The organism is Pseudomaricurvus alkylphenolicus, from assembly GCF_011683955.1.
Classification (GTDB): domain Bacteria; phylum Pseudomonadota; class Gammaproteobacteria; order Pseudomonadales; family Cellvibrionaceae; genus Pseudomaricurvus; species Pseudomaricurvus alkylphenolicus.
The window spans coordinates 402,906-426,171 of record NZ_JAAQPI010000002.1 but is presented as its reverse complement, the minus strand read 5'-3'; the positions used below and the strand labels follow the sequence as shown (position 1 = coordinate 426,171).

General features: G+C 54.9%; 22 protein-coding genes. 6 read left to right on the top strand and 16 right to left on the bottom strand.

Going from position 1 to position 23,266, the window contains the following annotated elements; translation table 11 throughout:
• The first annotated feature begins 222 nt into the window (after positions 1 to 222).
• From pip to HBA55_RS07205, 4 genes are all read left to right on the top strand, one after another.
• Entirely contained in the window at positions 223 to 1,185 is a 963-nt protein-coding gene (gene pip / locus HBA55_RS07220; RefSeq protein ID WP_166988871.1) for a prolyl aminopeptidase, read from the top strand.
• An 89-nt stretch (positions 1,186 to 1,274) separates the two neighbouring features.
• The gene (gene dtd, locus HBA55_RS07215; protein ID WP_166989535.1) at positions 1,275 to 1,712 is read left to right on the top strand and encodes a D-aminoacyl-tRNA deacylase; all 438 of its coding nucleotides are present in this window, start codon (positions 1,275 to 1,277) and stop codon (positions 1,710 to 1,712) included.
• A gap of 98 nt (positions 1,713 to 1,810) precedes the next feature.
• Positions 1,811 to 2,947 (top strand): HD domain-containing phosphohydrolase, encoded by a 1,137-nt coding sequence (locus HBA55_RS07210; protein WP_166988869.1) that lies wholly within the window; start codon positions 1,811 to 1,813, stop codon positions 2,945 to 2,947.
• A 10-nt stretch (positions 2,948 to 2,957) separates the two neighbouring features.
• Positions 2,958 to 3,185 (top strand): hypothetical protein, encoded by a 228-nt coding sequence (locus HBA55_RS07205; RefSeq protein WP_166988867.1) that lies wholly within the window; start codon positions 2,958 to 2,960, stop codon positions 3,183 to 3,185.
• A 13-nt stretch (positions 3,186 to 3,198) separates the two neighbouring features.
• Here the strand turns inward: HBA55_RS07205 and tatC are convergent, their stop codons facing one another.
• The 15 genes from tatC to HBA55_RS07130 all read right to left on the bottom strand — a co-directional run bounded on the left by tatC (position 3,199) and on the right by HBA55_RS07130 (position 18,417).
• Complete coding sequence (gene tatC, locus HBA55_RS07200) at positions 3,199 to 3,933, bottom strand: twin-arginine translocase subunit TatC (RefSeq protein WP_166988865.1); 735 nt, start codon at positions 3,931 to 3,933, stop codon at positions 3,199 to 3,201.
• A gap of 6 nt (positions 3,934 to 3,939) precedes the next feature.
• Positions 3,940 to 4,293 (bottom strand): Sec-independent protein translocase protein TatB, encoded by a 354-nt coding sequence (tatB, locus tag HBA55_RS07195; RefSeq protein WP_166988863.1) that lies wholly within the window; start codon positions 4,291 to 4,293, stop codon positions 3,940 to 3,942.
• A 6-nt stretch (positions 4,294 to 4,299) separates the two neighbouring features.
• On the bottom strand, positions 4,300 to 4,545 hold the full coding sequence (gene tatA, locus HBA55_RS07190; protein WP_166988861.1) for a Sec-independent protein translocase subunit TatA: 246 nt from the start codon (positions 4,543 to 4,545) through the stop codon (positions 4,300 to 4,302).
• A gap of 57 nt (positions 4,546 to 4,602) precedes the next feature.
• Entirely contained in the window at positions 4,603 to 4,950 is a 348-nt protein-coding gene (locus HBA55_RS07185) for a phosphoribosyl-ATP diphosphatase (protein WP_166988859.1), read from the bottom strand.
• On the bottom strand, positions 4,947 to 5,336 hold the full coding sequence (hisI, locus tag HBA55_RS07180) for a phosphoribosyl-AMP cyclohydrolase (protein ID WP_166988857.1): 390 nt from the start codon (positions 5,334 to 5,336) through the stop codon (positions 4,947 to 4,949). Before hisI ends, HBA55_RS07185 begins: the two co-directional genes overlap by 4 nt.
• Positions 5,337 to 5,459: 123 nt before the next feature.
• Positions 5,460 to 7,100 (bottom strand): ubiquinone biosynthesis regulatory protein kinase UbiB, encoded by a 1,641-nt coding sequence (ubiB, locus tag HBA55_RS07175; RefSeq protein WP_166988855.1) that lies wholly within the window; start codon positions 7,098 to 7,100, stop codon positions 5,460 to 5,462.
• A 36-nt stretch (positions 7,101 to 7,136) separates the two neighbouring features.
• A complete protein-coding gene (locus tag HBA55_RS07170) occupies positions 7,137 to 7,763 on the bottom strand; it encodes a ubiquinone biosynthesis accessory factor UbiJ (protein WP_166988853.1) in 627 nt (208 codons plus the stop codon).
• A 13-nt stretch (positions 7,764 to 7,776) separates the two neighbouring features.
• Positions 7,777 to 8,526, bottom strand: a complete 750-nt coding sequence (gene ubiE / locus HBA55_RS07165; RefSeq protein WP_166988851.1) for a bifunctional demethylmenaquinone methyltransferase/2-methoxy-6-polyprenyl-1,4-benzoquinol methylase UbiE — start codon at positions 8,524 to 8,526, stop codon at positions 7,777 to 7,779.
• Between the two features lie 93 nt (positions 8,527 to 8,619).
• The gene (locus tag HBA55_RS07160) at positions 8,620 to 11,727 is read right to left on the bottom strand and encodes an efflux RND transporter permease subunit (RefSeq protein ID WP_166988849.1); all 3,108 of its coding nucleotides are present in this window, start codon (positions 11,725 to 11,727) and stop codon (positions 8,620 to 8,622) included.
• Positions 11,728 to 11,779: 52 nt separating this feature from the next.
• Positions 11,780 to 12,970, bottom strand: coding sequence for an efflux RND transporter periplasmic adaptor subunit (locus HBA55_RS07155; RefSeq protein WP_166988847.1), 1,191 nt, complete (start codon positions 12,968 to 12,970; stop codon positions 11,780 to 11,782).
• A 157-nt stretch (positions 12,971 to 13,127) separates the two neighbouring features.
• Positions 13,128 to 13,499, bottom strand: coding sequence for a gamma-butyrobetaine hydroxylase family protein (locus HBA55_RS07150; RefSeq protein ID WP_166988845.1), 372 nt, complete (start codon positions 13,497 to 13,499; stop codon positions 13,128 to 13,130).
• A 26-nt stretch (positions 13,500 to 13,525) separates the two neighbouring features.
• Positions 13,526 to 14,845 carry an ATP-dependent protease ATPase subunit HslU gene (gene hslU, locus HBA55_RS07145; protein ID WP_166988842.1) on the bottom strand — a complete coding sequence of 440 codons (1,320 nt, stop codon included), beginning with the start codon at positions 14,843 to 14,845 and terminating at the stop codon, positions 13,526 to 13,528.
• A gap of 11 nt (positions 14,846 to 14,856) precedes the next feature.
• Positions 14,857 to 15,399 (bottom strand): ATP-dependent protease subunit HslV, encoded by a 543-nt coding sequence (hslV, locus tag HBA55_RS07140; RefSeq protein WP_166988840.1) that lies wholly within the window; start codon positions 15,397 to 15,399, stop codon positions 14,857 to 14,859.
• 71 nt (positions 15,400 to 15,470) lie between these two features.
• Positions 15,471 to 16,085 carry an SPOR domain-containing protein gene (locus HBA55_RS07135; protein WP_166988838.1) on the bottom strand — a complete coding sequence of 205 codons (615 nt, stop codon included), beginning with the start codon at positions 16,083 to 16,085 and terminating at the stop codon, positions 15,471 to 15,473.
• Positions 16,086 to 16,173: 88 nt separating this feature from the next.
• Complete coding sequence (locus tag HBA55_RS07130) at positions 16,174 to 18,417, bottom strand: primosomal protein N' (protein ID WP_240945944.1); 2,244 nt, start codon at positions 18,415 to 18,417, stop codon at positions 16,174 to 16,176.
• 190 nt (positions 18,418 to 18,607) lie between these two features.
• Between HBA55_RS07130 and rpmE the strand changes: the two genes are divergently transcribed.
• Both rpmE and HBA55_RS07120 read left to right on the top strand, forming a co-directional pair.
• Positions 18,608 to 18,823 carry a 50S ribosomal protein L31 gene (rpmE, locus tag HBA55_RS07125; protein WP_166988836.1) on the top strand — a complete coding sequence of 72 codons (216 nt, stop codon included), beginning with the start codon at positions 18,608 to 18,610 and terminating at the stop codon, positions 18,821 to 18,823.
• 342 nt (positions 18,824 to 19,165) lie between these two features.
• Positions 19,166 to 20,428 (top strand): malic enzyme-like NAD(P)-binding protein, encoded by a 1,263-nt coding sequence (locus tag HBA55_RS07120; RefSeq protein ID WP_166988834.1) that lies wholly within the window; start codon positions 19,166 to 19,168, stop codon positions 20,426 to 20,428.
• Positions 20,429 to 20,532: 104 nt separating this feature from the next.
• On the opposite strand, the gene HBA55_RS07115 is transcribed toward HBA55_RS07120, so the two are convergent.
• A complete protein-coding gene (locus HBA55_RS07115) occupies positions 20,533 to 23,193 on the bottom strand; it encodes a penicillin-binding protein 1A (RefSeq protein ID WP_166988832.1) in 2,661 nt (886 codons plus the stop codon).
• Positions 23,194 to 23,266 lie beyond the last annotated feature (73 nt).

Genomic DNA, 23,266 nt, shown 5'->3' with positions numbered 1-23,266 from the left:
GCTGCATCATTGTTGCCTGTGGCCAGTTGGTGGGACGATTAGAGGGCCGGAACTGATCTGATGCTTTCGGCGCCGTCTATACAGCCTCCCTCGCCCTGACAAACTTTGTCCATACTCAGGGCCTGGAGGCGGAGGTGCAACAGTTCCGGCGCTAAACCAGCTCTCGGTCTACACTGAAGGGTAATCCGAGGGTTCGCCAGAGGCATAGCACGAGGGACGGATATGCATATTCTCTACCCCGATATTAAACCCTATCGCTCACAGATGTTGGCTGTAACCGACAGCCACAGCCTGTATTTGGAAGAATCGGGAAATCCGGAAGGGATTCCCGTGCTGTTTGTGCATGGAGGCCCCGGTGGCGGCTGTGGCAAGCAGGATCGATGTTTCTTCGATCCCGAACGCTATCGCATTATCCTGTTTGATCAACGCGGCGCCGGCCGTTCCACACCCCACGCCAGCCTTGAAGACAATAGTACGGACAAACTGCTCTCAGATATGGAGGCTATTCGCGAAGCCTTGGGTGTGGAGCGTTGGTTGTTGTTTGGTGGATCCTGGGGAGCCACTTTGAGTCTGGCTTACGCCCAGCAACATGCCAAACGCGTTATGGGCATGATATTGCGGGGTATCTTTCTGTGCCGCCAGCAGGACATTGACTGGTTTTACCGGCATGGTGCCAGTCTGGTGTTTCCCGACTATTGGGAGGACTTTATCCACCCGATACCGGAATCCGAGCGCAGCAACTTGGTCGAAGCCTATTATCAGCGGCTGACCGGCTCCAATGAGTTGGCAAAAATGGCCTGTGCCAAAGCCTGGTCTCTGTGGGAGGCCCACTGTGCGACTCTGCGTCCGAGCGTTGACGTTGTTGAATCCTATACGGACCCCCATTCAGCGCTCGCTATGGCCCGAATCGAAGCTCATTACTTCATGCATCGTGGGTTTATCGAGGAAAACCAAATCCTCGCCAATGCCGATGCCTTGGAGGGCATTCCCGGCATTATCGTCCATGGACGCTACGACATGATCTGCCCGCTGGATAATGCCCAGGCACTGCATCAGGTGTGGCATGACTCACAACTGCACATTATCCGTGATGCCGGTCATTCCTCACGGGAACCCAGTATCATCGATGCTTTGGTCAGGGCGACCCGCTCCATGGCCAGACGTTTTGCCGACGACTGCGCCTGAAGGGATTCCACAGGCGCTGGAGTCCGGCGTTCGAAGCCCCTACAATGCCTGGTTTTTTGATGGCGAAGCTTCGCCTGGGAGAGCCGGACTTGAAAGGGTTGATACAGCGCGTGAGTCGCGCCAGTGTCTCTGTCGACGGAAAAGTGGTGGGAGAAATCTCTCGCGGATTACTGCTGTTGCTGGGTATAGAGCGCAACGACGACGACGAGAGCATGGACAAGTTACTGCACAAATTGCTCAATTACCGCATCTTCCCCGACCATGAAGGAAAAATGAACCTGAGTGTGTCCGATGTAGAAGGTGGCATTCTGGCGGTATCTCAGTTCACCCTGGCAGCGGATACCCGCAAGGGTCTCCGCCCGGGATTTTCCAGCGCCGCCGCCCCGGTGGTGGCCGAAGATATGTATAACCGCTTTGTTGCCAAGCTGCGTGCCCGGCACCTGGACGTGGCTACCGGCATTTTCGCTGCCGACATGCAAGTTGAACTGATTAACGATGGCCCCGTCACCTTTATGTTGGAGACCTGATCCCGGGGCTCTCTGTGGCTTTTGGCCGCTCGCAGTAACATTCCGGGCGCTGTAACATTGTCTATACTCATTGTCACAGAATAAGAGAGACAATGCGTATGACTGAGCCCACCAACGTCCATCTGGGCCGCATTCTGGTAGTGGACGACAACCCGGTGAATATCGCTATCGTAGAGAAAATTCTCTGTCACGATGGTTATACGCGGGTTGATTCCACCACCAACCCTCTCGAAGTGACCGAGCGCTACCGCCGTGATGACTATGATCTGATCCTGCTGGACGTTCATATGCCCGAAATGAGTGGGATTGAGGTGCTCGCCGAGTTGCGGCAACAACACCCGGGGGACTATCTGCCGGTGTTGATTCTCACCGCTGATCACACTGAAGAAACTCGCAACCAGTGCCTGGCCGGAGGCGCCAAGGACTTCATCGGAAAACCCTTCGACCGTACCGAAGTGTGTTTGCGAGTGCGTAATATTCTTGAAGTGCGCTTGCTCCACAAGGCGGTATTGCGCCAGAACGAAGAGCTTGAGGACAAAGTTCGCGAGCGAACCCGTCAGTTGCACGAGGCACAGGTCAAATTGATCCAGTGTCTAGGCAAAGCCGCCGAATACCGGGATAACGAAACCGGAATGCATGTCATCAGAATGAGTCAAAGCTGCGCGATTCTGGCAAAGGAAATGGGGCTAAGCGACGAAGAGTGTGAGCTGATTCAGCGGGCCAGCCCCATGCACGATATCGGCAAGATCGCGATACCTGACGATGTGCTGCTCAAACCTGGCGACCTGGAGGGGCGAGAGTGGGAAACCATGAAGACCCACGCGGAGGTGGGCGCTGAAATTCTCGGCGGATACGACACGGAACTGATGCAGGTTGCAGCCAAGATAGCCCTAACTCACCACGAACGCTGGGATGGTCGGGGTTATCCCGACGGGTTGCGGGGCCGGGAAATCCCTCTCTATACCAGAATTGTCAGCGTCTGCGATGTATTTGATGCGCTGACGTCAAAACGCCCCTACAAACCAGCCTGGAGTCACGAAGAGGCGATGGAATATTTGTGGAAGCAAAGCGGTCACTATTTCGATCCCGAGGTCGTCAGTGCCTTCGCTCGGGTTCTGGATAAGGTTGTAGCGTTGCGTCAGAGCTATCCCGATAACCCTGTGGCGCCTTTACCGGATCATCGCAATTACTTCGGCGAGGCTGACCATTCTCTGGGTTCACACCCCAACCTTTAGGAGAAAAATCATGGATCCGATGTCGGCAATGTTTATGGTGGCGGGACTGATTCTGCTGATAGGCAGTTGGTTGATCATGATCAACGTGTCGTTTCAAACTGATTACAGTTGGGGGCTGTGTGCTTTATTTGTGCCGCCGATTGCCTACCTGTATGGACTGTTTCGATGGCCGTTGGCTGGAGAATCGATCCTGATGTCCATTCTGGGTTGGGTGATGTTGTTTTTGGCGTGGGGCTGAATCAATTCCTGTCTCATCTCGTACGTGACAGCAAGCGACCAAAAAACAGCCCGACTTCAAACAGCATCCACATGGGAAGGGCGAGCAGTGACTGGGAGATAACGTCCGGTGGTGTCAGTAGCATGCCCAAGACAAAGCAGCCGACAATTATGTATGGGCGCTTTTTGGCCAGGCCGTCAGGGCTGATGACACCGGCCACAATCAAAATAATCGCAGCGATCGGGATCTCAAAAGCCAGACCGAAAGCAAAAAACAGCTTGAGTACAAAGTCCAGGTAACTGCTGATGTCGGTCATGACGGTGACCTCTGTGGGCCCCACGCTGGTAAAAAAACCAAAAATAATGGGGAATACCACAAAGTAAGCGAACGCCATGCCGGCATAAAACAACAGCACACTGGAAATCAGCAGCGGAATTGCCAGACGCTTTTCCCGCTGATACAGCGCCGGAGAAATAAATGACCAGACCTGGAACAGCACAAAGGGCATCGCCAGGAACAGGGCCAGAAAGAAGGTTAACTTGAAGGGCGTCAGGAACGGTGAGGCCACTTCCGTGGCGATCATGGTGCTGTTTTCGGGCAGAAACTTCTGCAGCGGTGCCGAAACGAACGTGTAAATCTCGTTGGCGAAGTAAAACAGGCCGCAAAATACCACCAACACAAACAGGACCACCCGCAGCAGGCGATCCCGCAGCTCCACCAGATGATGGACCAGGGGCATTTCTTGATCGTCAGGGGCGGAATCGCTCATGGGATATTATTCAGAGGTGGACTTGGTTTCGGTCTGATTGTTCGAAGCAGAGGTTTCTGTTGTCGGTTTCTCGATGTTGACGCTGTTTTCAATGTCGCTGACGTTCTCAGAAACGGTGCGCTCAATTTCTTCGCGGGTGGCATTCAAGCGCTGCATGACTTCTTCATTGTGAAGTTGCCGACGGATGTCGTCCGCCCCGATTTGCTCTTCAAATTCCGCCCGGGTGGACTGGATCCCGCGCTTTAACCTCCCCCACCACAAGGCGAGAGTCCGCAGGGTTTCCGGCAGGCGCTCGGGGCCGATTACCAGCAGCCCAACGACGCCAATCACCAACAGTTCAAAGAATCCGATATCAAACACGGCGGTTTACTTTTTGCTGTCGACTTTTTCGGATTCGCCTTCGATAACCTTCTCAGCGTCTTTAGCGCTCTTGTCTTCTACTTTCTCAGGGCTGCTGTCGGCTGTTTTGTCATCGTCCATGGCTTTCTTGAAGCCCTTGATGGCGCCACCCAAATCTCCGCCCAGGTTACGCAGGCGCTTGGTGCCAAACAACATGACGACAATGGCCAGGATGATCAGCAATTGCCAGATACTAATGCCACCAATACCCATAGTGTTTCTCCATCGATTTCAAAATTCGAGTGATTCTAATGTGTGATTATGAATCTTTTATTTTGGCGCACCTGCCGCCTTTCTTCCCGCCTTTTCTTCCAGGCCAGACATATCAAAACGGCGAGCCAGTTCATTCAGCACCGAGCTGGCATCCTCGCCGAGGTGGGACAGCATAACCAATGAATGGAACCAGAGATCAGCGGTTTCGTAAATGACCTCTTTGTTGTCCCCGCTAACGGCGGCATCTTTGGCTGCGATCACGGTTTCCACCGCCTCTTCGCCGACTTTTTCCAGTATCTTGTTCAGACCCTTTTGATGAAGGCTGGCGACGTAGGATTTTTCGCTGTTGCCGGCCTTTTTGCGTTCCGCCAGGATACGGTCCAGTTCGGTTAATACATCGCTCATGCGTAGATCTCTTTCGGGTCCTTCAGCACCGGGTCCACGGTGACCCACTGCCCGTCTTGCAAGACTCGGTAAAAACAGGATTCACGGCCGGTATGACAGGCCATGCCGCCCAGTTGTTCCACCATTAATACGATCACGTCCTCGTCGCAATCAAGGCGAATTTCCTTCACCTGTTGTACGTGACCTGAGGATTCGCCCTTTCGCCACAGCGATTGGCGGGAACGTGACCAGTAAACGGCACGCCCCTCAGCGGCGGTCAGCTGGAGCGATTCACGATTCATCCAGGCCATCATCAGTATGCGGCCACTCTCAGCGTCCTGGGCGATAGCCGGGACCAGACCGTCGTCGGTCCAGCGGATGGCATCGAGAAAGTCAGTGGATTGCACGTATTACCTCGGTTAAGCAAGCCAAAAAAGTGATTTTAACCCATTGCCGGGGCCATGAATAATAACTGAGGGTTTATTTACGTAAACCAGACGAAAGATGGGTCCTATTTGTCTCTATCCTGATTAACGGGTCAGCCACGCCCATACCGCAATGGCTGCCAGCAACCAGCTCTGAGAAGGAATCTGGTCGAGTTCGATGCCCGCGGCCGGCAAGGCAGTGATCAGTGCTCCGCCGCCGGCCAGCAGCCCCACCAGCCAGCGCCGCCTGGCCCGTCCCGAACGCTGGCGGCTCTCGTTCAGGGTTTCCGCCGCACTGTGCAGGTCCGGTGCCATATCGCTGATCTGCTTGATCTGATCCAGTGCGTCGGAGAGCTTGTGAGGCATTTGAGGGGCCTGTTCCAACAATTCCGGCCCATAGCGGCGCAATTGCTGCATCAGGCTGCGGGGGTGGAAGCGTTCCTTGAGCCAGCGTTCCAGAAACGGGTGTGCGGTTTGCCACAGATCCAGGTCCGGGTACAGCTGCCGTCCCAGGCCTTCGATGTTGAGCAGGGTTTTCTGCAACAGCACCAGCTGGGGTTGCACCTCCATATTGAAGCGCCTGGCGGTCTGAAACAGGGTGATAACGATCTGTCCGAAGGAGATCTCCTTCAAGGGCTTTTCAAAAATGGGCTCACAAACTGTGCGGATCGCTCCTTCAAACTCGCTGACAGGGGTTTCCGGGGCGATCCAGCCGCTTTGAATGTGGAGCTCCGCCACCAGGCGGTAATCGCGGCGGAAGATCGCAATCAGGTTGCGGGCCATATAGTACTGGTCAGCCTGGGTCAGGGAGCCGACGATGGCCATGTCCACGGCGATATACTGAGGTTGTTGGGGATGTTGATGCGAGACAAAGATGTTGCCGGGGTGCATATCGGCATGGAAAAAGTTGTGGTCGAAGACCTGGGTAAAGAAAATCTCCACTCCGCGTTCGGCCAGCGCCTTCATATTGGTGTCCTGGGCTGCCAGGGCCTCCATATCCGTTACCGGCACACCGTAGATGCGTTCCATCACCATAACGTTGCGGCGGGTATAGTCCCAGTACACCTCCGGAACGTACAACAGTGGTGAGCCGGCGAAGTTGCGGCGTAACTGCGAGGCATTGGCCGCTTCGCGCTGCAGGTTCAGCTCGTCAAAGATGGTATGTTCGTATTCCTGTACCACCTCGACCGGTTTCAGACGCTGGCCATCACTGGTAAAGCGTCTAACGAGCCGCGCCAGCAGGTACATCAGGGCAATATCCTGCTCGATTGTGCCTTCAATACCCGGTCTGACCACTTTGACCACCACCTCTTTTTCCCCCTGGGGGAGATTCAAGCGGGCGGCATGAACCTGGGCTACCGAAGCAGAGGCCAGGGGTTCACTTTCAAAGTGAGTAAAGACTTGCTCTATGGATTGTCCCAGAGAACTCTCGATAATCTGACGGCACTCTTGATTGTCAAAGGGGGTGACATTGTCTTGTAAGTGGTCCAGCTCCGAGACAATATCGGCGGGAACCAGATCCGGGCGCGTCGACAGCAGCTGGCCGAATTTCACAAATACCGGCCCCAGCTCTTCCAGGCATCGACGCAGGCGTTCGCCCCGGCTCAATGGGGTGTCCGGCAGCAGGTTCAACAGCCGCAATAACAGACGTGCCCCCCAGGGCAACTGGCGTTCTGGCAGCAAACCATGGAGGCGGTAACGCAGAACGATGGTAATGATTTGAATCAGGCGGAACAGGGCGGTCACGGAGACGGCAATCCTTTAGAGTAGGCCAGGGGTTGGCTAGCGTTGGGTTATTTTCTGTTTGAGCCGCTCGAAGCGGGCTCCCAGGCGATCGGCTGCCAGGCGCAGTTGATCCACCTGTTCGTTGAAGTGCTTGATTTCTGGCCCGCTGGGCACCGCGCGAAACTCTTCCGTAAGGAATTCACTCAACAGTCGGCGTCCGGTTTCGCCCCGCCGGCGCAGCCAGCCCAACTGACCTCGCAGACGCTGGGCCAATGAGTGACCGGCAATGTCACCCAGCCAGTCATTGATGGCCTCTTCCCAGTCCAGCTCGAGCTCCTTGGCGATCGACTTGATGTCGGCCAGCAGTGCGGTATTTCCCCAGGCCTCCACATTGCTGTCGGCGAGATTCACCTTTTCGCTGGTCGCCAGCATCACCAGGCCGGGCAGACTGCCGCACAGCCGGGTACTGGGTTCAAAATCGTCGTCCTCAAGGTGGCTGATGCGCACGCCCTCAGTATCGAAGTGAAAGCACAGGCTCAGGCCCAATTCACGAATATCGACACCCAGGCTCTTACCTGCCAGCGCTCTCAGGCGCGAGCGGGTGGCGGGGTCATACTCCAGCGCTTTGTTAACGACGGTTTCAAGCGAGGCGCCGGCGGCGGCTTTGAGTGTTGGGTCAATCATGGTCGTCCGCCGCTTAAGGTTTAATTCCCTTGTGAAGGGCGACAATGCCGCCGGTCATGTCGTGGTAGTCGACATTGGCAAAGCCGGCATTTTCCATCATCTGCTTGAGCGTGTGCTGGTCGGGATGCATGCGAATGGACTCTGCCAGATAGCTGTAGCTGTCGGCATCGTTGGTGACCAGTTTGCCCATAAAGGGCAGCACCCGGAAGGAATAAGTATCGTAGGCTTTGCTCAACAATTCGTTACGGGGTTTGGAGAACTCCAGCACCAGCAGGCGGCCACCGGGTTTGAGTACCCGCAGCATGGAGCGTAAGGCCAGATCCTTATCGGTAACATTGCGCAAGCCAAAGGCGATGGTAATACAGTCGAAGGTGTTATCCGGGAAGGGCAGATACTGGGCATCCGCCTGGCTCACCACCAGATTGCCACTGACTCCGCGATCGGTCAGGCGATCCCGGCCGACCCGCAGCATGGACTCATTGATATCCGCCAGCACCACCAATCCCTCGGGGCCCACGATGCGGGAAAACTTGTAGCTCAAGTCACCAGTGCCGCCGGCAATATCCAGTACCTTATGCCCACGACGGACTCCCGACAACTCTATGGTAAAGCGCTTCCAGAGGCGGTGAATACCGCCCGACATCAAGTCATTCATGATGTCGTATTTGGCTGCCACGGAGTGAAAGACTTCCGCCACCTTGCCGGCTTTTTCCTCAACAGGCACCTGCTGGTAGCCAAAATGGGTGGTTTTCTTGTCGTTCATAGGAGAATCCGGTTACTGCAGCCAAGGGTGGCGTATTGTACCCGCCGCCTCAGCCCCAGTGCAAAGAAGTGCCCGCTTAAATTGTAGAGACGATCAGCGCTTATCGGGGTTCAGATTTTCACGCAACTGTTGAACGCTCTGGTAAAACAGCGGAACCAGAAGCGTCGCGAGCACCGTGGCTGCAGTCATACCCCCCAGAACGGTAAAACCAATGGAAATCCGGCTGGCGGCACCGGGCCCGGTGGAGAACACCAGCGGCAGTACGCCCAATACAAACGACAGGGCCGTCATCAACACCGCCCGGAAGCGCAGTCGGGCTGCCGTGAAGGCCGCTTCGGTGATGCTGTTGCCTAGCCGGCGTTGTGTCATGGCAAATTCCACAATCAGGATCGCCGTCTTGGTGGATAGGCCAATCAGCAGAATCAGTCCTACCTGGGCATAGAGGTTGTTGTCGAGACCCACCAGATTGAGGCTGAAAAAGGCACCCAGCAAGGCCAGTGGAACGGTCCCCAACACCGCCAGGGGAATACTCCAGCTCTCGTATTGCGCGACCAAAAACAGATAGACAAACACGATGGCAAGACTGAATAGGAGGGGTGCCAGATTGCCGGCTTCCACCTCTTGGGCTGTTTGACCTGCCCATTCAAACACATAGCCTTCCGGCAGACTCTCGGCCAATTCAGTAATCGCTGCAATGGCATCACCAGAGCTGTAGCCTGGGGCTGGCTGTCCGGTGACTGTCGTGGAGCGGTAGAGATTAAAGTGGTTGAGGCTGGTGGCACCCAGGATGGGGCGCAGCTGGCCCAGAGTGGCCAGGGGCACCATTTCATCGCGACTATTGCGCACGTAGAAATGAGCCAGATCGGTGGGTTTGGAGCGAAAATCTCCATCGGCCTGCAAAATCACCTGATAAGTGCGGCCAAAGCGATTGAAATCATTGATATAGAGCGACCCCAACTGGGCCTGCAAGGTCAGGAACACCTCATTGAGGGAGACCCCTATAGCTTTGGCCTTATCGCGATCCACCTCCAGGTAATACTGGGGCACATTGGCCCGGTAGGTACTGAATACTCGGTCCAGACGAGGGTCGTTATTGGCTTCAAAAATCAGACCATTGGTGACCTGAGCCAGTTCCTCCGGAGCGCGTCCCAGGGAATCCTGCACCCGTAAATCGAAACCGGAGCTGGTACCGAGACCCGGAATCGGTGGCATGGGGAAGATCATGGCCTGGGCATCGGGCAGGCTCCATAACTTACCCAGCAGACGATTGTAGATGCGGCGCATGTTGGTTTCGGGTGTGGTGCGCACATCCCAATCCTTGAGTACGACAATGCCCAAGCCTCGATTGGAGCCCGCACCGGCCAACAGAGAAAAGCCGGAAACGCCGACTACGTCGCTGACACCGGGGTCTTCCAGGATAATGTCGGTGATTTTGTTCATGACCTCTTCAGTGCGATTGATCGAGGCGGCATCAGGCAGTTGAACATCCATCATCAGGATGCCCTGGTCCTCATTGGGGATAAAACCGGTGGGTGTGGTGGCTGCAAAGTAGACCGTCGCGCCCACCAGGCCTGCGGTCAATGCCAGCATCAACGCCCCACGCCCAAGAATACGTCGCACCTGGGTGCTGTAGCCATTGGTGAGTCTTTCCAGCCCCGCTTCCAGGGGGCGGAATAGACGGATTTTCTCGGTTTTGTCGGCTCTTAACAGCGTTGCACATAGAGCCGGGCTCAGAGTCAGGGCGTTAAGGGAGGAGATACACACCGCCACGGAGATGGTGACGGCAAACTGTTTATAGATCTCACCGGTAATGCCCGGCATAAAGGCAACCGGCACAAATACCGCCAGCAGTACCAAGGTGGTGGCGACAATCGGAGCGGATACCTCGGCCATGGCACGTTTGGTGGCCTCAATGGATCCAAGTCCTTCCTCTACCATCAGCCGTTCCACATTCTCGATCACCACGATGGCGTCGTCCACGACGATGCCGATCGCCAGCACCAGGGCAAATAAAGTGATGGTGTTAATGGTAAAGCCGAACACCAGGAGAAAGGCAAAAGTCGCCACTAGCGACACTGGAATGGCAATGGCGGGAATGAGCGTGGCCCGAAAGTTTTGCAAAAACACAAAGACCACCAGGATCACCAGTATCACGGCCTGATACAGGGTCACCTTCACTTCGTCGATCGAGCGATTAATAAAGCGGGTGGTGTCGTAGATGATATTAAAGGACATCCCTTCCGGCATGCGCTCACTGAGTTTCTCCATCTCCGCGTAAACATTGCGGGCGACCTCGGTGGCGTTGGCGTCCGAGAGTTGGTAGATAACAATAAAAGCGGTGTCCTGATTATTCAGTTTCGCCACAGATGCGTAGGATTGGGAACCCATTTCCACCCGCGCCACATCTCTCAGACGCACAAACGAGCCGTCCGCCTGGGCACGAATGATGGTATTGCCGAATTCCTGTTCGTCGATCAGACGCCCTCTGGTCTGAATGGTGTATTCGAATTGTTGTGCCTGTGAGGTTGGGGCAGCGCCGATTTTACCGGCTGCGACGATCAGGTTCTGTTCCTGCAGGCTTTGCTGTAAGTCGGATACCGTCACGTTCAGTGCGGACATGCGCACCGGGTCCATCCACACGCGCATGGAGTAACTCATCTCCCCCATCACTGCCACGCTGCCGACGCCTTCGAGTCGGGCCAGAGGTTCGGTGAGGAAATTGGTGGCGTAATTGGACAGATAGATACGGTCCAGGCTGGGGTCATCTGCCACCAGATTAATCCCCATCAGCATATTGCTTGATTGCTTGGAGACCCTGACTCCCTGACGGGTGACTTCACTTGGCAGGCTTGGTTCTGCAATTGCCACTCGGTTCTGGACGTTAATCTGGGCCAGATCGGGATCAGTACCCTGTTTGAAGGTGACAGTAATTTCCGCAGCGCCGTCATTGCTGGCACTGGATTCGATATACAGCATGTCTTCCACCCCATTGATCTGTTCTTCAATGGGGCGCAATAGCGCCTCTTCCACCACCTGCGCGCTGGCCCCCGGATAAACAGCGTTAATCTTGACTTGGGGTGGTGTGATTTCGGGATAGAGGTTAACCGGCAGTTGACCCAGGCCGATCAGTCCGGCCAGCGTCAGAACAATCGAAATGACAAAGGCAAACTTCGGTCGAGAGATGAAAAAGTGGCTGAACATGGCTCTGTCCCTTGAGTGGATGGCGGTTGGTAATTACCGTCGTTGACCTTGCTCAGGCCTCATCATTGGGAGTCTCTGCAGACGCTTTGAGTGTGCCGGTCTTGGGATCCAGTTGCTTCATTACGGGTTGCACGATAACGCCCGAGCGCACTTTCTGCAGGCCGTCCACAATCAGGCGGTCCCCTTCTTTAAGGCCGCTGGTAACGACCCAAAGCGATTCAATACGACGACCCACTTGAATGGCCCGGGACTTGACGCGGTTGGAGTCGTCGACCACCAACACAAACCTGCCCTGCTGGCCTTGTTGCACGGCATACTGGGGGATAACGGGCAAACGGGCGCTTTCGGTGCTTTCAATCACCAGTGTTGCGTAGAGGCCAGGACGTACAATGCGGTCGGGGTTGGGAAATTCCGCGCGCAGTTCAACACTGCCTGTGGTGGGGTTTACCTCAATGCCCGCGTAGTTGATTCTGCCCTTGTGGGTGTGGGAAGTGCCGTTAGGCAGCATCAACGTGATACTGGTCAGATCTTGGGGCGGTGTTGTATCACCATACTCCTTGATAAATTCCTGGATATAGGTGATGTAGGACTTTTCATCAATCTGAAAGTTGGCGTAGATGGGATTATCCTGAATCAATGTCGCCAGCGGATCGCTATTGGGGCCAACCAGGTTACCAACGTTGTAGCGCACGGTGCCAATGGTGCCCTCAAACGGTGCGCGAATGTGGGTGTAATCCAGGTTGACCTGAGCATTATGCAGGGCAGCTTCTGCGGCTTTTTCAGAGGCACTGGCTTTGGCAGCATTGCTGGCCAGGGTGTCGAGATCGGATTGACTGATATAACCCTTGGGCCGAAGATCCTTGCCCCGTTCATAGTCTCGTGCCGTGCGTTTTCTCTCTGCCTGGGCGCTCTTGAGATTGGCTTCGGCTTCCTCCAGCTTGGCTTCGTAATTGGCTCTGTCGATCTCAAACAGCAATTGATCTTTATCGATGTCCTGCCCTTCAATGAACAAGCGTTTGGTAATAACTCCCTCTACCCGAGCTTTAAGGTCTACGGATTTATAAGCTTCGGTTCGGGCGACGGCTTCCCAGTACTCGCCGACTTCCTGACTGCCCACTTCAATGACACTGACGGCTGGTGGAGGCGGTGCTTGCGGAGGCGCCTCCGAAGTGCAGGCATTGAGCAGCAGAAGTGAAACCAATGCAGTGGAAAGCGATGCGAAAGAGCGCAGAGGGGACGGCATACCGGAGTCCTTGTGACAACAGGAGGGGGATAAACAGACTACTTATAACACAATAGCAGGCCCGTCGTGTTTGCGGAGCGCACTAAAAACGGGCGCATAATAGCGACGCGGGCGGTAAAGGCGGGTTAAGCTTTGTTGTGTGGGATTGAAGAATCGTCTACAACAAGCGAACAACCTGAGTATCGGGGTCGCGACTGAGCTGCTTGTCGTGCAATTTTTGCAGATAGTCATCCCAGAGAGTGTCCTTCTCTCTACCCAACTCCAGCAGGTATTCCCAGCTGTAAAAGCCTGAATCATGGCCGTCGTCAAAGACGATCTTAATCGCGTAGTTGCCCGCCGGTTCGATGGCGGAAATGGCCACATTTTTCTTGCCGTGTTGAAGGACTTCTTGCCCGGGGCCATGGCCCCGGACTTCCGCAGAGGGCGACAGTACCCGCAGCAACTCGGCACTGAGTACGAACTGTTCAGTGCCGAAGTGCACTTCCAGGGTGCGGCTCTGTTTATGCAATTTGATTTTGCTGGGTACCATGGCCAATATCGTTTACCGAATCGTGCTTACAGTATAAATCGGCTGAGGTCTTCGTCCTGTGCCAATTCACCGAGGTGACTGTCAACGTAGGCTCCATCGATGGTCAGCTGGTTGGTGCCATCGCCGGCTTCAAAGGAGATATCTTCCAGCAGGCGCTCCATAATAGTGTGCAGGCGGCGGGCGCCTATGTTTTCAGTGCGTTCATTTACCTCGTAGGCGGTTTCCGCGATACGTCGAATACCATCCTCGGTAAATGCCAGCTGTGTCCCCTCGGTCTGCAACAGCGCTACCTGCTGTTCGGTCAAGGAGGCATCGGGTTCGGTCAGAATACGTTCAAAGTCGTCCGGCGTGAGGGCTTCCAGCTCTACGCGAATGGGTAAACGCCCCTGCAGTTCAGGAATCAGGTCAGAGGGTCTGGCCAGGTGGAAAGCGCCGGAGGCAATAAACAGTATGTGATCGGTTTTGATCATGCCGTGCTTGGTACTGACCGTGCAGCCTTCGATTAATGGCAACAGATCCCGTTGCACCCCTTCCCGAGACACATCGGCGCCGGCTCCTTCGCTGCGCTTGGCGACTTTGTCGATCTCATCGATAAAGACAATGCCGTTTTGTTCGGCAGCGCTGATAGCGCGGCTTTTCATTTCTTCCTCGTTGACCAGTTTGGCGGCTTCTTCGTCACGCAGTTGCTTAAACGCCTGCTTTACCGTCAACTTGGTCGCTTTGGTCTTGCCGGAGGACATGGATGAGAACATGTTTTGCAGTTGGCTGGTCATGTCTTCCATGCCTGGGGGCGCCATAATTTCAACGCCGACGGGTGTGGTGGCGACCTCGATTTCAATTTCCTTTTCATCCAGCTCTCCCTCGCGCAGCTTTTTACGGAAAATCTGGCGAGTGGCCGATTCGGTGGTTTCCTTCAGGTCTTCGCCGCGGGCCGGCGGCAACAGAGCGTCGAGAATACGTTCCTCGGCCGCATCGCTGGCACGATGTTCTACCTTCTTCATTTCTTGCTCGCGGTGCAGCTTGATGGAGCGATCCACCAGATCCCGAACGATCGATTCAACATCGCGTCCCACATAGCCCACTTCGGTGAACTTGGTAGCTTCTACCTTGATAAACGGGGCGTTGGCCAGCTTGGCCAGACGACGCGCGATTTCTGTTTTGCCCACGCCGGTGGGACCGATCATGAGGATGTTTTTGGGGGTGATTTCGTTGCGCAGCCCTTCTTCCAGCTGCATCCGGCGCCAGCGGTTGCGCAGTGCGATGGCAACGGCACGCTTGGCATTGGCTTGGCCAACGATGTGTTTGTCCAGTTCGTGAACAATTTCCCGGGGAGTCATGTCAGACATAGTAATTCTTCTTAACCGTAAGCCAGTTCTTCGATCGTGTGGTTGTGATTGGTATAGACGCAAATGTCGCCGGCGATACCGAGCCCTTTGGAGACAATATCGCGCGCCTCCATTTCGGTGTTTTCAAACAGGGCGCGTGCGGCAGATTGGGCAAAAGGACCGCCGGAACCGATGGCAATGATGTCCTGCTCCGGTTGAATCACATCGCCATTGCCGGTGATGATCAATGAGGCGTCCTTATCGGCCACCGCCAGCAGAGCCTCTAACCGCCGCAGAGCCCGGTCTGTGCGCCAGTCTTTAGCCAGTTCAACGGCGGCCCGCACCAGTTGGCCATTGTGGGCCTCAAGCTTGGCCTCGAAGCGTTCAAACAGGGTGAAAGCATCAGCGGTACCCCCTGCAAAGCCGGCCAGTACCTGATCCTTATAAAGTCTGCGAACCTTGCGGGCGTTGCCCTTCATCACGGTATTGCCCATGGAGACCTGCCCGTCGCCGCCGATGACAACTTTGCCGTTGCGGCGCACGGAGAGAATAGTGGTGCCTCGATATTGTTCCACTGGGGATCCTTTGTGTCGATTGCGTTTGATGTCTCTTTATTTGAGGGTGCAGGGCAGAAATTCAAGCCTGTTCAAGACTTCTTGCGCTTCAGCAGCAGTGGATTAATGTCGTTGGACACCAAAGTGCTGCGAGCCTTGGCCAGTCGTGACTGTGACTGGAAGGGACCCACCAGTACCCGGTGCCAGGTCTCGCCGTTGCGGACGGTCACTGTTTCCACCCGGGCCTGGAGGTTCATCAGAATCAGTTCTGCTCGCAGGCGATCAGCGTCTTTACTGCGCTTAAAAGAGCCCACTTGCAAGATGTATTCTTGCTGCTGTTGGTCGGGCTGGGTTTTGGGCTCGGTATTTGGTGTCTGTTGGACAACCACCTCCGACTCTTTGAGCAGCTGGTAAAAGTCAAACCTCGGTTTGGGAACAGCGGTTTGCGGCTGTGTTTGGTCCGCGACCGGATTCTTGATTTCGCTGGTTGAGCTGGGGGCGATACCCGACAGATAGACGAGAAACATGATAAATGCACCCAAAACCGCTCCTGTGAACAGCCATACCCAAGCGGGTACCTGGGAGCGTCTGGGCGCTGGAGGCGCCTCTTGCTGGCGAGCGGTTTTCCGCGCGGGCTTGCGCTCTGGGTTGCGATCGGCTTTGGGGCCTCCGCCGTTGCGGGGTTTCTTGGCAAAATCTCGGGTCATAGTTTCTGGGGTCTTTCTGTCTTGAATTCCGGCCGGGATGCGGTGAATCTGTGGAATTGTACTTGAAGGCGCCGACATTAACACAGAGTCAGGTCATGTCCTGTGGATCAACATCAACAGACCAACGGCATCGTCTCGCCAGCGGCGCCTGGTCCAGTTGCTCCAGAAGCGGTTTGAGCAAGTGGTGCAGCCTGCCTCGCTGATTGGCGCTGATCTGTAGCTGGTAGCGATAGCGCTGATTGCGTTTCTCCATCGGTGCAGGCAGTGGCCCCAGGTACTGAAGCTCCGGACTGGAGGGATGCAGTTGCTCGGCGGCTCTGCGAGCCCAGTCCAAAAACTGAAAGGCGTTCTCCGCGCGTTTCGATTCGGCCCGGAGCAATACCATCGGCCGCAAGGGCGGCAATTGTGCAACTTGCCGCTCCTGCAGTAACAAATTTGCATAGGCGCTGTATCCCTGGCGAAGCAATGTCTGCAGCAGTGGATGGTCACAGAGGTGGCTCTGGATCAGCACCTTGCCCGGCTTATGGGCCCGTCCCGCTCTTCCGGATACCTGCAACAACAACTGCCCCATTTTTTCCGGTCCGCGAAAATCCGTGCTGAATAAGCCGCCATCGGCGTCAAGAATTGCCACCAGAGTCACATTGGGGAAGTGATGCCCCTTGGCCAACATCTGCGTGCCCACCAGGATACAGGGTTCTCCTTCGTTCACCTTATCCACGATGTTCTGCATCGCATCTTTACGGCGGGTGGTATCCCGATCGACCCTTATGACCGCATAGTCCTCAAAAGTCTGCTGCAGAGTCATTTCTGTGCGCTCGGTGCCTTGTCCCACACAGTGCAGTTCCAGACTTTGGCAGTTGGGGCATTGACTGATCAGCGGGCGTTGGTAGTCACAGTGGTGACAGTGCAGGTGGCTGGGTGTCTGGTGCACCGTCAGTCGCGCATCACAAGCAGGGCATTGGCTGATCCAGCCACAATCATGGCACATCAAGGTAGGGGCAAAACCGCGGCGGTTTAGGAATACCAGTACCTGATTGCCGCTTTGCAGGTGCAGTTGCACCTGATCCAGCAATGCTTGGGTCATGCCGTCCTGCAAGGGCTGACGTTTGAGATCAATCAGTTCGATTTCGGGCGCTTTGGCCTCTCCCGCCCGAGTGGTCAGAGTGAGTAAGCGATATCGCTGTTGGTGTGCGTTGTAATAGCTCTCCAGCGATGGAGTGGCACTGCCGAGTACCAACGGGATGCCCAGACGGTGACAGCGTACAGCGGCGAGGTCACGGGCTGAATAGCGAAAACCATCCTGTTGCTTAAACGAACTGTCGTGTTCTTCATCGAGAATGACGATGCCTGCTTTGGGCAAAGGGGTAAAAATCGCAGAGCGGGTACCGATAATGATATCGGCCTGTCCGTTAGCGGCCAGCAACCAGGCTTGTTTTCGTTCGCTGTCGCTCAAACCTGAATGCATGACTGCCATGGGCCTGTGGAAGCGTCGGCGAAATCTCGACAGAGTTTGTGGCGTCAGCCCTATCTCCGGGATTAACACCAGTGCCTGTTTGCCTTGTTCCAGAGCCTTGGCAATCGCCTGCAGATAGACTTCGGTTTTGCCACTGCCGGTGGTTCCATATAGCAGATAGGTTGCAAATTGGGTGGACGCAATATTCTCCAGAGCGTCGGCCTGCTCGCAATTGAGCTGCAGCGGTGGCTCCGCCAGAAGTTTCGGTGATGCCAGTGGCACGGGATCAACCTCTACCGCTTCTGTCAGGCCCTTGTCTTCGAGCCCTTTGAGGGCGCTGCGGCTGATTTCTTGTAGCAACAAGTCTTTGTGCAGCAAATGTTGGTCAGGTCCAAGAACCGATAGCTGGCGCCACAGGGCAAGCTGTTTGGGGGCTCGCTTCAGCTTGTCCGGAGCACATTCACGCCCTTGCGGAGTCAGACGCCAGGCTTTTTCCCGTTGCAGGTGAGCGGCTTCTCCTTGTCGCAACGCCGTGGGTATAGCTGTGGCCAGGACTTCACCCAGGGGATGGTGATAATAGTCCGAAGACCATTTGCACAGTTGAAGTAACTCTTGGGGGAGCAGCGGCGTCTTGTCCAGTACAGAATCCAAAGGCCGCAGTTTCTCTATAGGGAGCTCCGAATCAGAACGGGTTTCGATGACAATACCCAGCAGCTGCTGATTGCCGAATTTGACTGCGACACGGGTGCCGGGTTCCGGGACTGCGACACCATCGGGCAACAGGTAGTCGAAGGTGCGACGCAGGGGAGTGGGCAGTGCCACAGCGACGACCCCCGCTGTACTCATGGGGAAGAACGAATCTGTCAGGGGGGGAGGCATGTTTTTGTGGTAGGTCCTAATGGTGGGTCGACGGTATGACCAGCATGTCGAAAAAGTACACAAAGTGTTGCACTGGCGAATGGTTCTGGTAGTATGCGCCGTCTTATTTTTAGCCCGCTAAGATTAACCGGTGTGCGGTGCTCGGCACAAGATCGAGTGGCGGCACACAAACGACACTAAGGCGAAAACCATGAAAGCTGATATCCATCCTAACTACGGCGAAATGACCGCAACCTGCAGCTGCGGCAATGTCATCAAGACTGGCTCTACAAAGGCCACAGAGATGCACCTGGACGTATGCTCCAACTGCCATCCTTTTTATACCGGTAAGCAGAAGCAAGCGAGCACTGGTGGCCGCGTCGACAAATTCAAGAAGCGTTTTGGCAGCCGTATCGGCGGCAAGTAAAACGCGCTCGGATTCAGCAGTAAAGGCTGATCAACAAAAGCGCCCCCTGGGCGCTTTTGTCGTTTATGCAGATGTAAAAATACCCACACTGGCCTTTGATGACCTAAAACCACTCAAAAATAAGGGCTATTGAGACTGGACATAAAGGCAGGGAAATTGGCCGTATGGTGAAAAATTGTCATCTTTAACTGCTTGAATGGGCCTTAAAGAGGCGGTTTTGAACTGCGAATTGGCCAATTTAAGCACAATGTTGGGCCCGAACGGCACTTGAGTCGCACTGGGCCCTTCGGTATTCTTCACGCCCCCTAAAATTATGACGCCTCAGAGCGGACGGACAAGAACATGTCAGATACATTAAAGAAGGCGGCTTTGGATTATCACGCCTTTCCAAAGCCGGGCAAACTCAGTGTGGAGTTAACCACTCCTGCTGAAACCCAGGAAGACCTTTCGCTGGCTTATAGCCCAGGTGTGGCTGAGCCGGTGCGGGAAATTGCCAAGGACGCCGAGAACGCGTTCAAGTACACCGCGAAAGGTAATCTGGTCGCCGTGATTACCGACGGCAGTGCCATCCTTGGCCTGGGTAACCTGGGTCCGCTCGCCAGTAAGCCGGTCATGGAGGGCAAGAGCCTGCTGTTCAAGCGCTTTGCCGGTATCGACTCCGTGGATGTTGAGGTAGAAAGTGAAAGCCCCGAGGCCTTCATTGAAACTGTTGCGTCAATTGCCAACACCTGGGGTGGTATTAATCTCGAAGATATCAAGGCACCAGAGTGCTTCCAAATTGAAAAGGCACTGATTGAGCGTTGCCAGGTGCCTATCTTCCACGACGATCAACACGGAACTGCCATTGTCACTGTCGCCGGTATGCTCAACGCACTGGAAATTCAGGGCAAGCGTATCGATGAAGCGAAAATTGTCTGTCTTGGCGCGGGCGCTGCTGCCCACGCCTGCTGCACCTTGATGGTCAGTGCGGGCGCCAAACGCGAAAATATCACTATGCTCGATAGCAAGGGGGTCATTTACGCTGGCCGTGACAACCTGAACGAGTACAAATCGCAGTTTGCCAATGAAACCGATGCACGTACTCTGGATGATGCTATTGAGGGGGCGGATGCCTTCCTGGGTGTGTCCGGTCCTGATCTGCTGTCGGCGGAAAATCTGAGCAAAATGGCAGAAAGACCCGTGGTTTTTGCCTGCTCCAATCCCGATCCTGAAATCAGCCCGGCCCTGGCCAACGAGACCCGCGATGATTTGATCATGGCGACTGGCCGCTCTGACTATCCCAATCAGGTTAACAATGTACTGTGCTTCCCATTCCTGTTCCGTGGCACCCTGGATGTACGTGCGACAGCGATCAATGAGCAAATGAAGCTGGCGGCGGTGGAAGCCATCCGCGGATTGGCCAAACAGGACGTACCCGCCGAGGTTGAAGCCGGTTATGGTGGGGTGACTCTGAGTTTTGGCCGCGAATACATTCTTCCTAAGCCAACGGATCCTCGCTTGCTGGGTGAAGTGGCTGCAGCGGTAGCCAAAGCTGCGGTGGATACCGGCGTGGCGCGCCTGCCCTACCCCAGCCATTATCCTCTGGAGTCAGTTGAAGATTGCTAAGCGTTGATGTCCGCCACATAAAAAAACCGCCGTTCGGCGGTTTTTTTATGGATTTTTTCTGTCTCTGGGGCAATGTCACTTCGCTCAGAGCAGCACCTTGTGGTTCAGAACAATTCCTCAGGCAAGGTTTCGCCACGGTGATCACGTCCGCTGGTTTCCAGGTTCGGCGCCGGCTCCTGGCCTAAGGCCGGTACCTGACTGGTTTCAAATGTTTCGAAAATCGCATCCTTCTGATTGGGGCGGGCACGTTTGCCGGTGGCGGGATCGATTCGCACTGACACCAGACCATCGGGTAACGAGCGCGCGGTTTCAGGCACCCCGTCCAACGCCATTCGCATGTAATCTATCCAAATTGGCAGTGCCGAGGTGCCGCCATATTCTCGCTTTCCGAGCGGCAGGTTCTGATCAAATCCAAGCCAGGTCGTCGCCACGATGTGAGAATTGTAGCCGGAGAACCAAGCGTCTTTGGGGCCGTTGGTGGTACCGGTCTTCCCTGCCAGATCGTTTCTTTCCAGTACCTTGGCCCGACGACCAGTTCCTTTTTTGATCACATCCCGCAGCATATCATCGACCAGCCAGGCTACCTGGCGACTCATAACCCGTTCGGCAACCGGGTAAGGCGATTCTTTTTCAGTTAGTTGTGTCCGAGTGCTGCCAGAACTGGCTTGATCCCTGCCCAGTTGTTGCGCCATGGCAGATTCCAGCGCTGCCAAATCCCCGCCATTGAGTTGTTCTTCTGAAAGCTCAATAGCGGGTTCGGTATTGACGGCGACGCCCAATTCCTCACAGCTTTGACAAACGGTATCCGGCTGCGCCTGGTAAACCACCTGGTTATCTACGTTTTCAATCCGTTCGATCAGGAAGGGGGCGACTTTGTAACCACCGTTGGCAAACACTGTGTAACCGGTGGCCACCTGCAGGGGCGTCATCGCATAGCTGCCAAGGGCCAGAGATAAATCCTTGGGCAAAAGTTCGGGATCAAATCCATAGCGATCCATGCCGGCAATGGCGTTTTCCACGCCAATACTTCTCAGTACCCGAATAGATACCAGATTGCGCGATTTGTAGAGGGCACGTCTCAAACGGGTGGGACCAAAAAACTTGCCGCTGGCATTTTCAGGCCGCCAGGTGCCCTCCAGGGAGGCGTCGTCAAACACAATAGGTGCATCGTTGATGACAGTGGCCGGTGTCAGGCCGTTTTCCAATGCTGCCGTGTAGATGAAGGGCTTAAAGTTGGACCCTGGCTGACGCTCAGCTTGTATCGCGCGATTAAAATGACTTTGATAAAAGTCGAATCCACCTACCAGGGAAATGATGGCGCCATTTTGAGGGTTGAGAGCCACCAGTGCTGCTTGCGCCGCTGGAATCTGTGACAGATGCCAGCTCTGGCCCTTTTGACGCACTCTAATCACATCGCCAATGGTAAAAAGATCTGTTGTGCTCTTAGGCTTGGGGCCACGACGATTTTCGCTGATATAGGCCCGCGCGGAAGACAATCCGTTGTCCCACTCTATGACACCTTCGTCTCCATCGGCCAACACAAACTCAACCTGTTTTTCGTGCAAGGCGGTTACCGCAACGGCGTGAAGACCACCGATTTTCCTATAGTCCTTAAGGGCTTTTTGCCATTCGAGTAATGGCAGTGGCAGTATTTCCTTGGCTTCCTGTTCTTCTTCCAGCGGGACATCGGTAAGCTCTTCGCCTTCCGGTACGATGGGCTCTTTGCTCTCATCGGGCTCTTTTACGTGGATATAGTCCTCGGGACTGACCCCTTCCGGCAACGGCAGTCGGGCCTGTGGGCCTCTGTAACCATGCCGTTGGTCGTAGTTGAGCAATCCATCTACTACGGCACTTTGTGCTCTCTCCTGAAGGCGGGAATTCACCGTTGTATAAAGGCGAAAACCATCGGTATAGGCAGAGGGGCCCAACAGATCGAGAGCTTCCTTTCGCGCCATTTCGGCAATATAGGGAGCATGTACTTCGAGTTTAGAGCCGTGGTATACCGCTGTTACCGGTGCCTCAACCGCCTGGTTGTATTGACCTGCATCGATATAGTCGAGCGATAACATGCGACCAAGGATCCAGTTACGTCTCAACAGCGCGCGTTCAGGGTTCACAATCGGGTTGTACGCAGAGGGCGCTTTAGGCAGGCCAGCCACCATAGCCAATTGAGCCAGGTTGAGTTCGCCAATTGACTTGCCATAGTAGACCTGGGCGGCGGCCTCGATTCCGTACGCCCGGTTACCGAGGTAGATTTTGTTGATATAGAGCTCAAGAATCTCTGGTTTGGTGAGCTCTTTTTCTATCTGCAATGCCAGCAAAATCTCATTGAATTTACGGGTAAACGTCTGTTTGCGAGTCAGGAAAAAGTTTCTCGCCACCTGCATGGTGATGGTGCTTCCTCCCGTCTGAATCTGTCCCGATTGCAATAATTGTGAAGCTGCTCGCAAAAGACCTTTAATATCAACACCGGGATGGGAGTAAAATCGGTCATCTTCAGCGGCTAAAATGGCGTCGATAAATTGCTGAGGCGCCTCTTCGATGCTGATAGGAGTGCGACGTTTTTCGCCAAATTCACCGATCAGCTGACCATCGGTGGAAAATACCCGCAAAGGGGTCTGTAATTTAACTTGGCGAAGAGTCTCCACTTCCGGCAATTTGGGACTAAGGTATAGATATATCCCTGAAAACAGGGCGAGTGTGCCGCTGCCGGCAGTAAGAAGCAGCCAAAAAGCCAGTTTTAGGTACTTTTGTTTAACAGTCATTTTTTCTAAGGGAATTAATGGCTTAGCTGGCCGATGAAGTCATGTCCGGCATTATAAGCTGTTTTTAAGGGTT

Bases quoted from the DNA above. Each gene is read 5' to 3' on its own strand.
- HBA55_RS07185 (WP_166988859.1), bottom strand. From the start codon at position 4,950: ATGAGCGATGTATTAACCGAACTGGACCGTATCCTGGCGGAACGCAAA.
- HBA55_RS07115 (WP_166988832.1), bottom strand. From the start codon at position 23,193: ATGACTGTTAAACAAAAGTACCTAAAACTGGCTTTTTGGCTGCTTCTT.
- HBA55_RS07130 (WP_240945944.1), bottom strand. From the start codon at position 18,417: ATGCCTCCCCCCCTGACAGATTCGTTCTTCCCCATGAGTACAGCGGGG.
- ubiE (WP_166988851.1), bottom strand. From the start codon at position 8,526: ATGAACGACAAGAAAACCACCCATTTTGGCTACCAGCAGGTGCCTGTT.
- tatC (WP_166988865.1), bottom strand. From the start codon at position 3,933: ATGAGCGATTCCGCCCCTGACGATCAAGAAATGCCCCTGGTCCATCAT.
- rpmE (WP_166988836.1), top strand. From the start codon at position 18,608: ATGAAAGCTGATATCCATCCTAACTACGGCGAAATGACCGCAACCTGC.
- tatA (WP_166988861.1), bottom strand. From the start codon at position 4,545: ATGGGTATTGGTGGCATTAGTATCTGGCAATTGCTGATCATCCTGGCC.
- HBA55_RS07170 (WP_166988853.1), bottom strand. From the start codon at position 7,763: ATGATTGACCCAACACTCAAAGCCGCCGCCGGCGCCTCGCTTGAAACC.
- HBA55_RS07210 (WP_166988869.1), top strand. From the start codon at position 1,811: ATGACTGAGCCCACCAACGTCCATCTGGGCCGCATTCTGGTAGTGGAC.
- hslU (WP_166988842.1), bottom strand. From the start codon at position 14,845: ATGTCTGACATGACTCCCCGGGAAATTGTTCACGAACTGGACAAACAC.
- pip (WP_166988871.1), top strand. From the start codon at position 223: ATGCATATTCTCTACCCCGATATTAAACCCTATCGCTCACAGATGTTG.
- HBA55_RS07135 (WP_166988838.1), bottom strand. From the start codon at position 16,085: ATGACCCGAGATTTTGCCAAGAAACCCCGCAACGGCGGAGGCCCCAAA.
- HBA55_RS07160 (WP_166988849.1), bottom strand. From the start codon at position 11,727: ATGTTCAGCCACTTTTTCATCTCTCGACCGAAGTTTGCCTTTGTCATT.
- HBA55_RS07120 (WP_166988834.1), top strand. From the start codon at position 19,166: ATGTCAGATACATTAAAGAAGGCGGCTTTGGATTATCACGCCTTTCCA.
- HBA55_RS07150 (WP_166988845.1), bottom strand. From the start codon at position 13,499: ATGGTACCCAGCAAAATCAAATTGCATAAACAGAGCCGCACCCTGGAA.
- HBA55_RS07205 (WP_166988867.1), top strand. From the start codon at position 2,958: ATGGATCCGATGTCGGCAATGTTTATGGTGGCGGGACTGATTCTGCTG.
- HBA55_RS07155 (WP_166988847.1), bottom strand. From the start codon at position 12,970: ATGCCGTCCCCTCTGCGCTCTTTCGCATCGCTTTCCACTGCATTGGTT.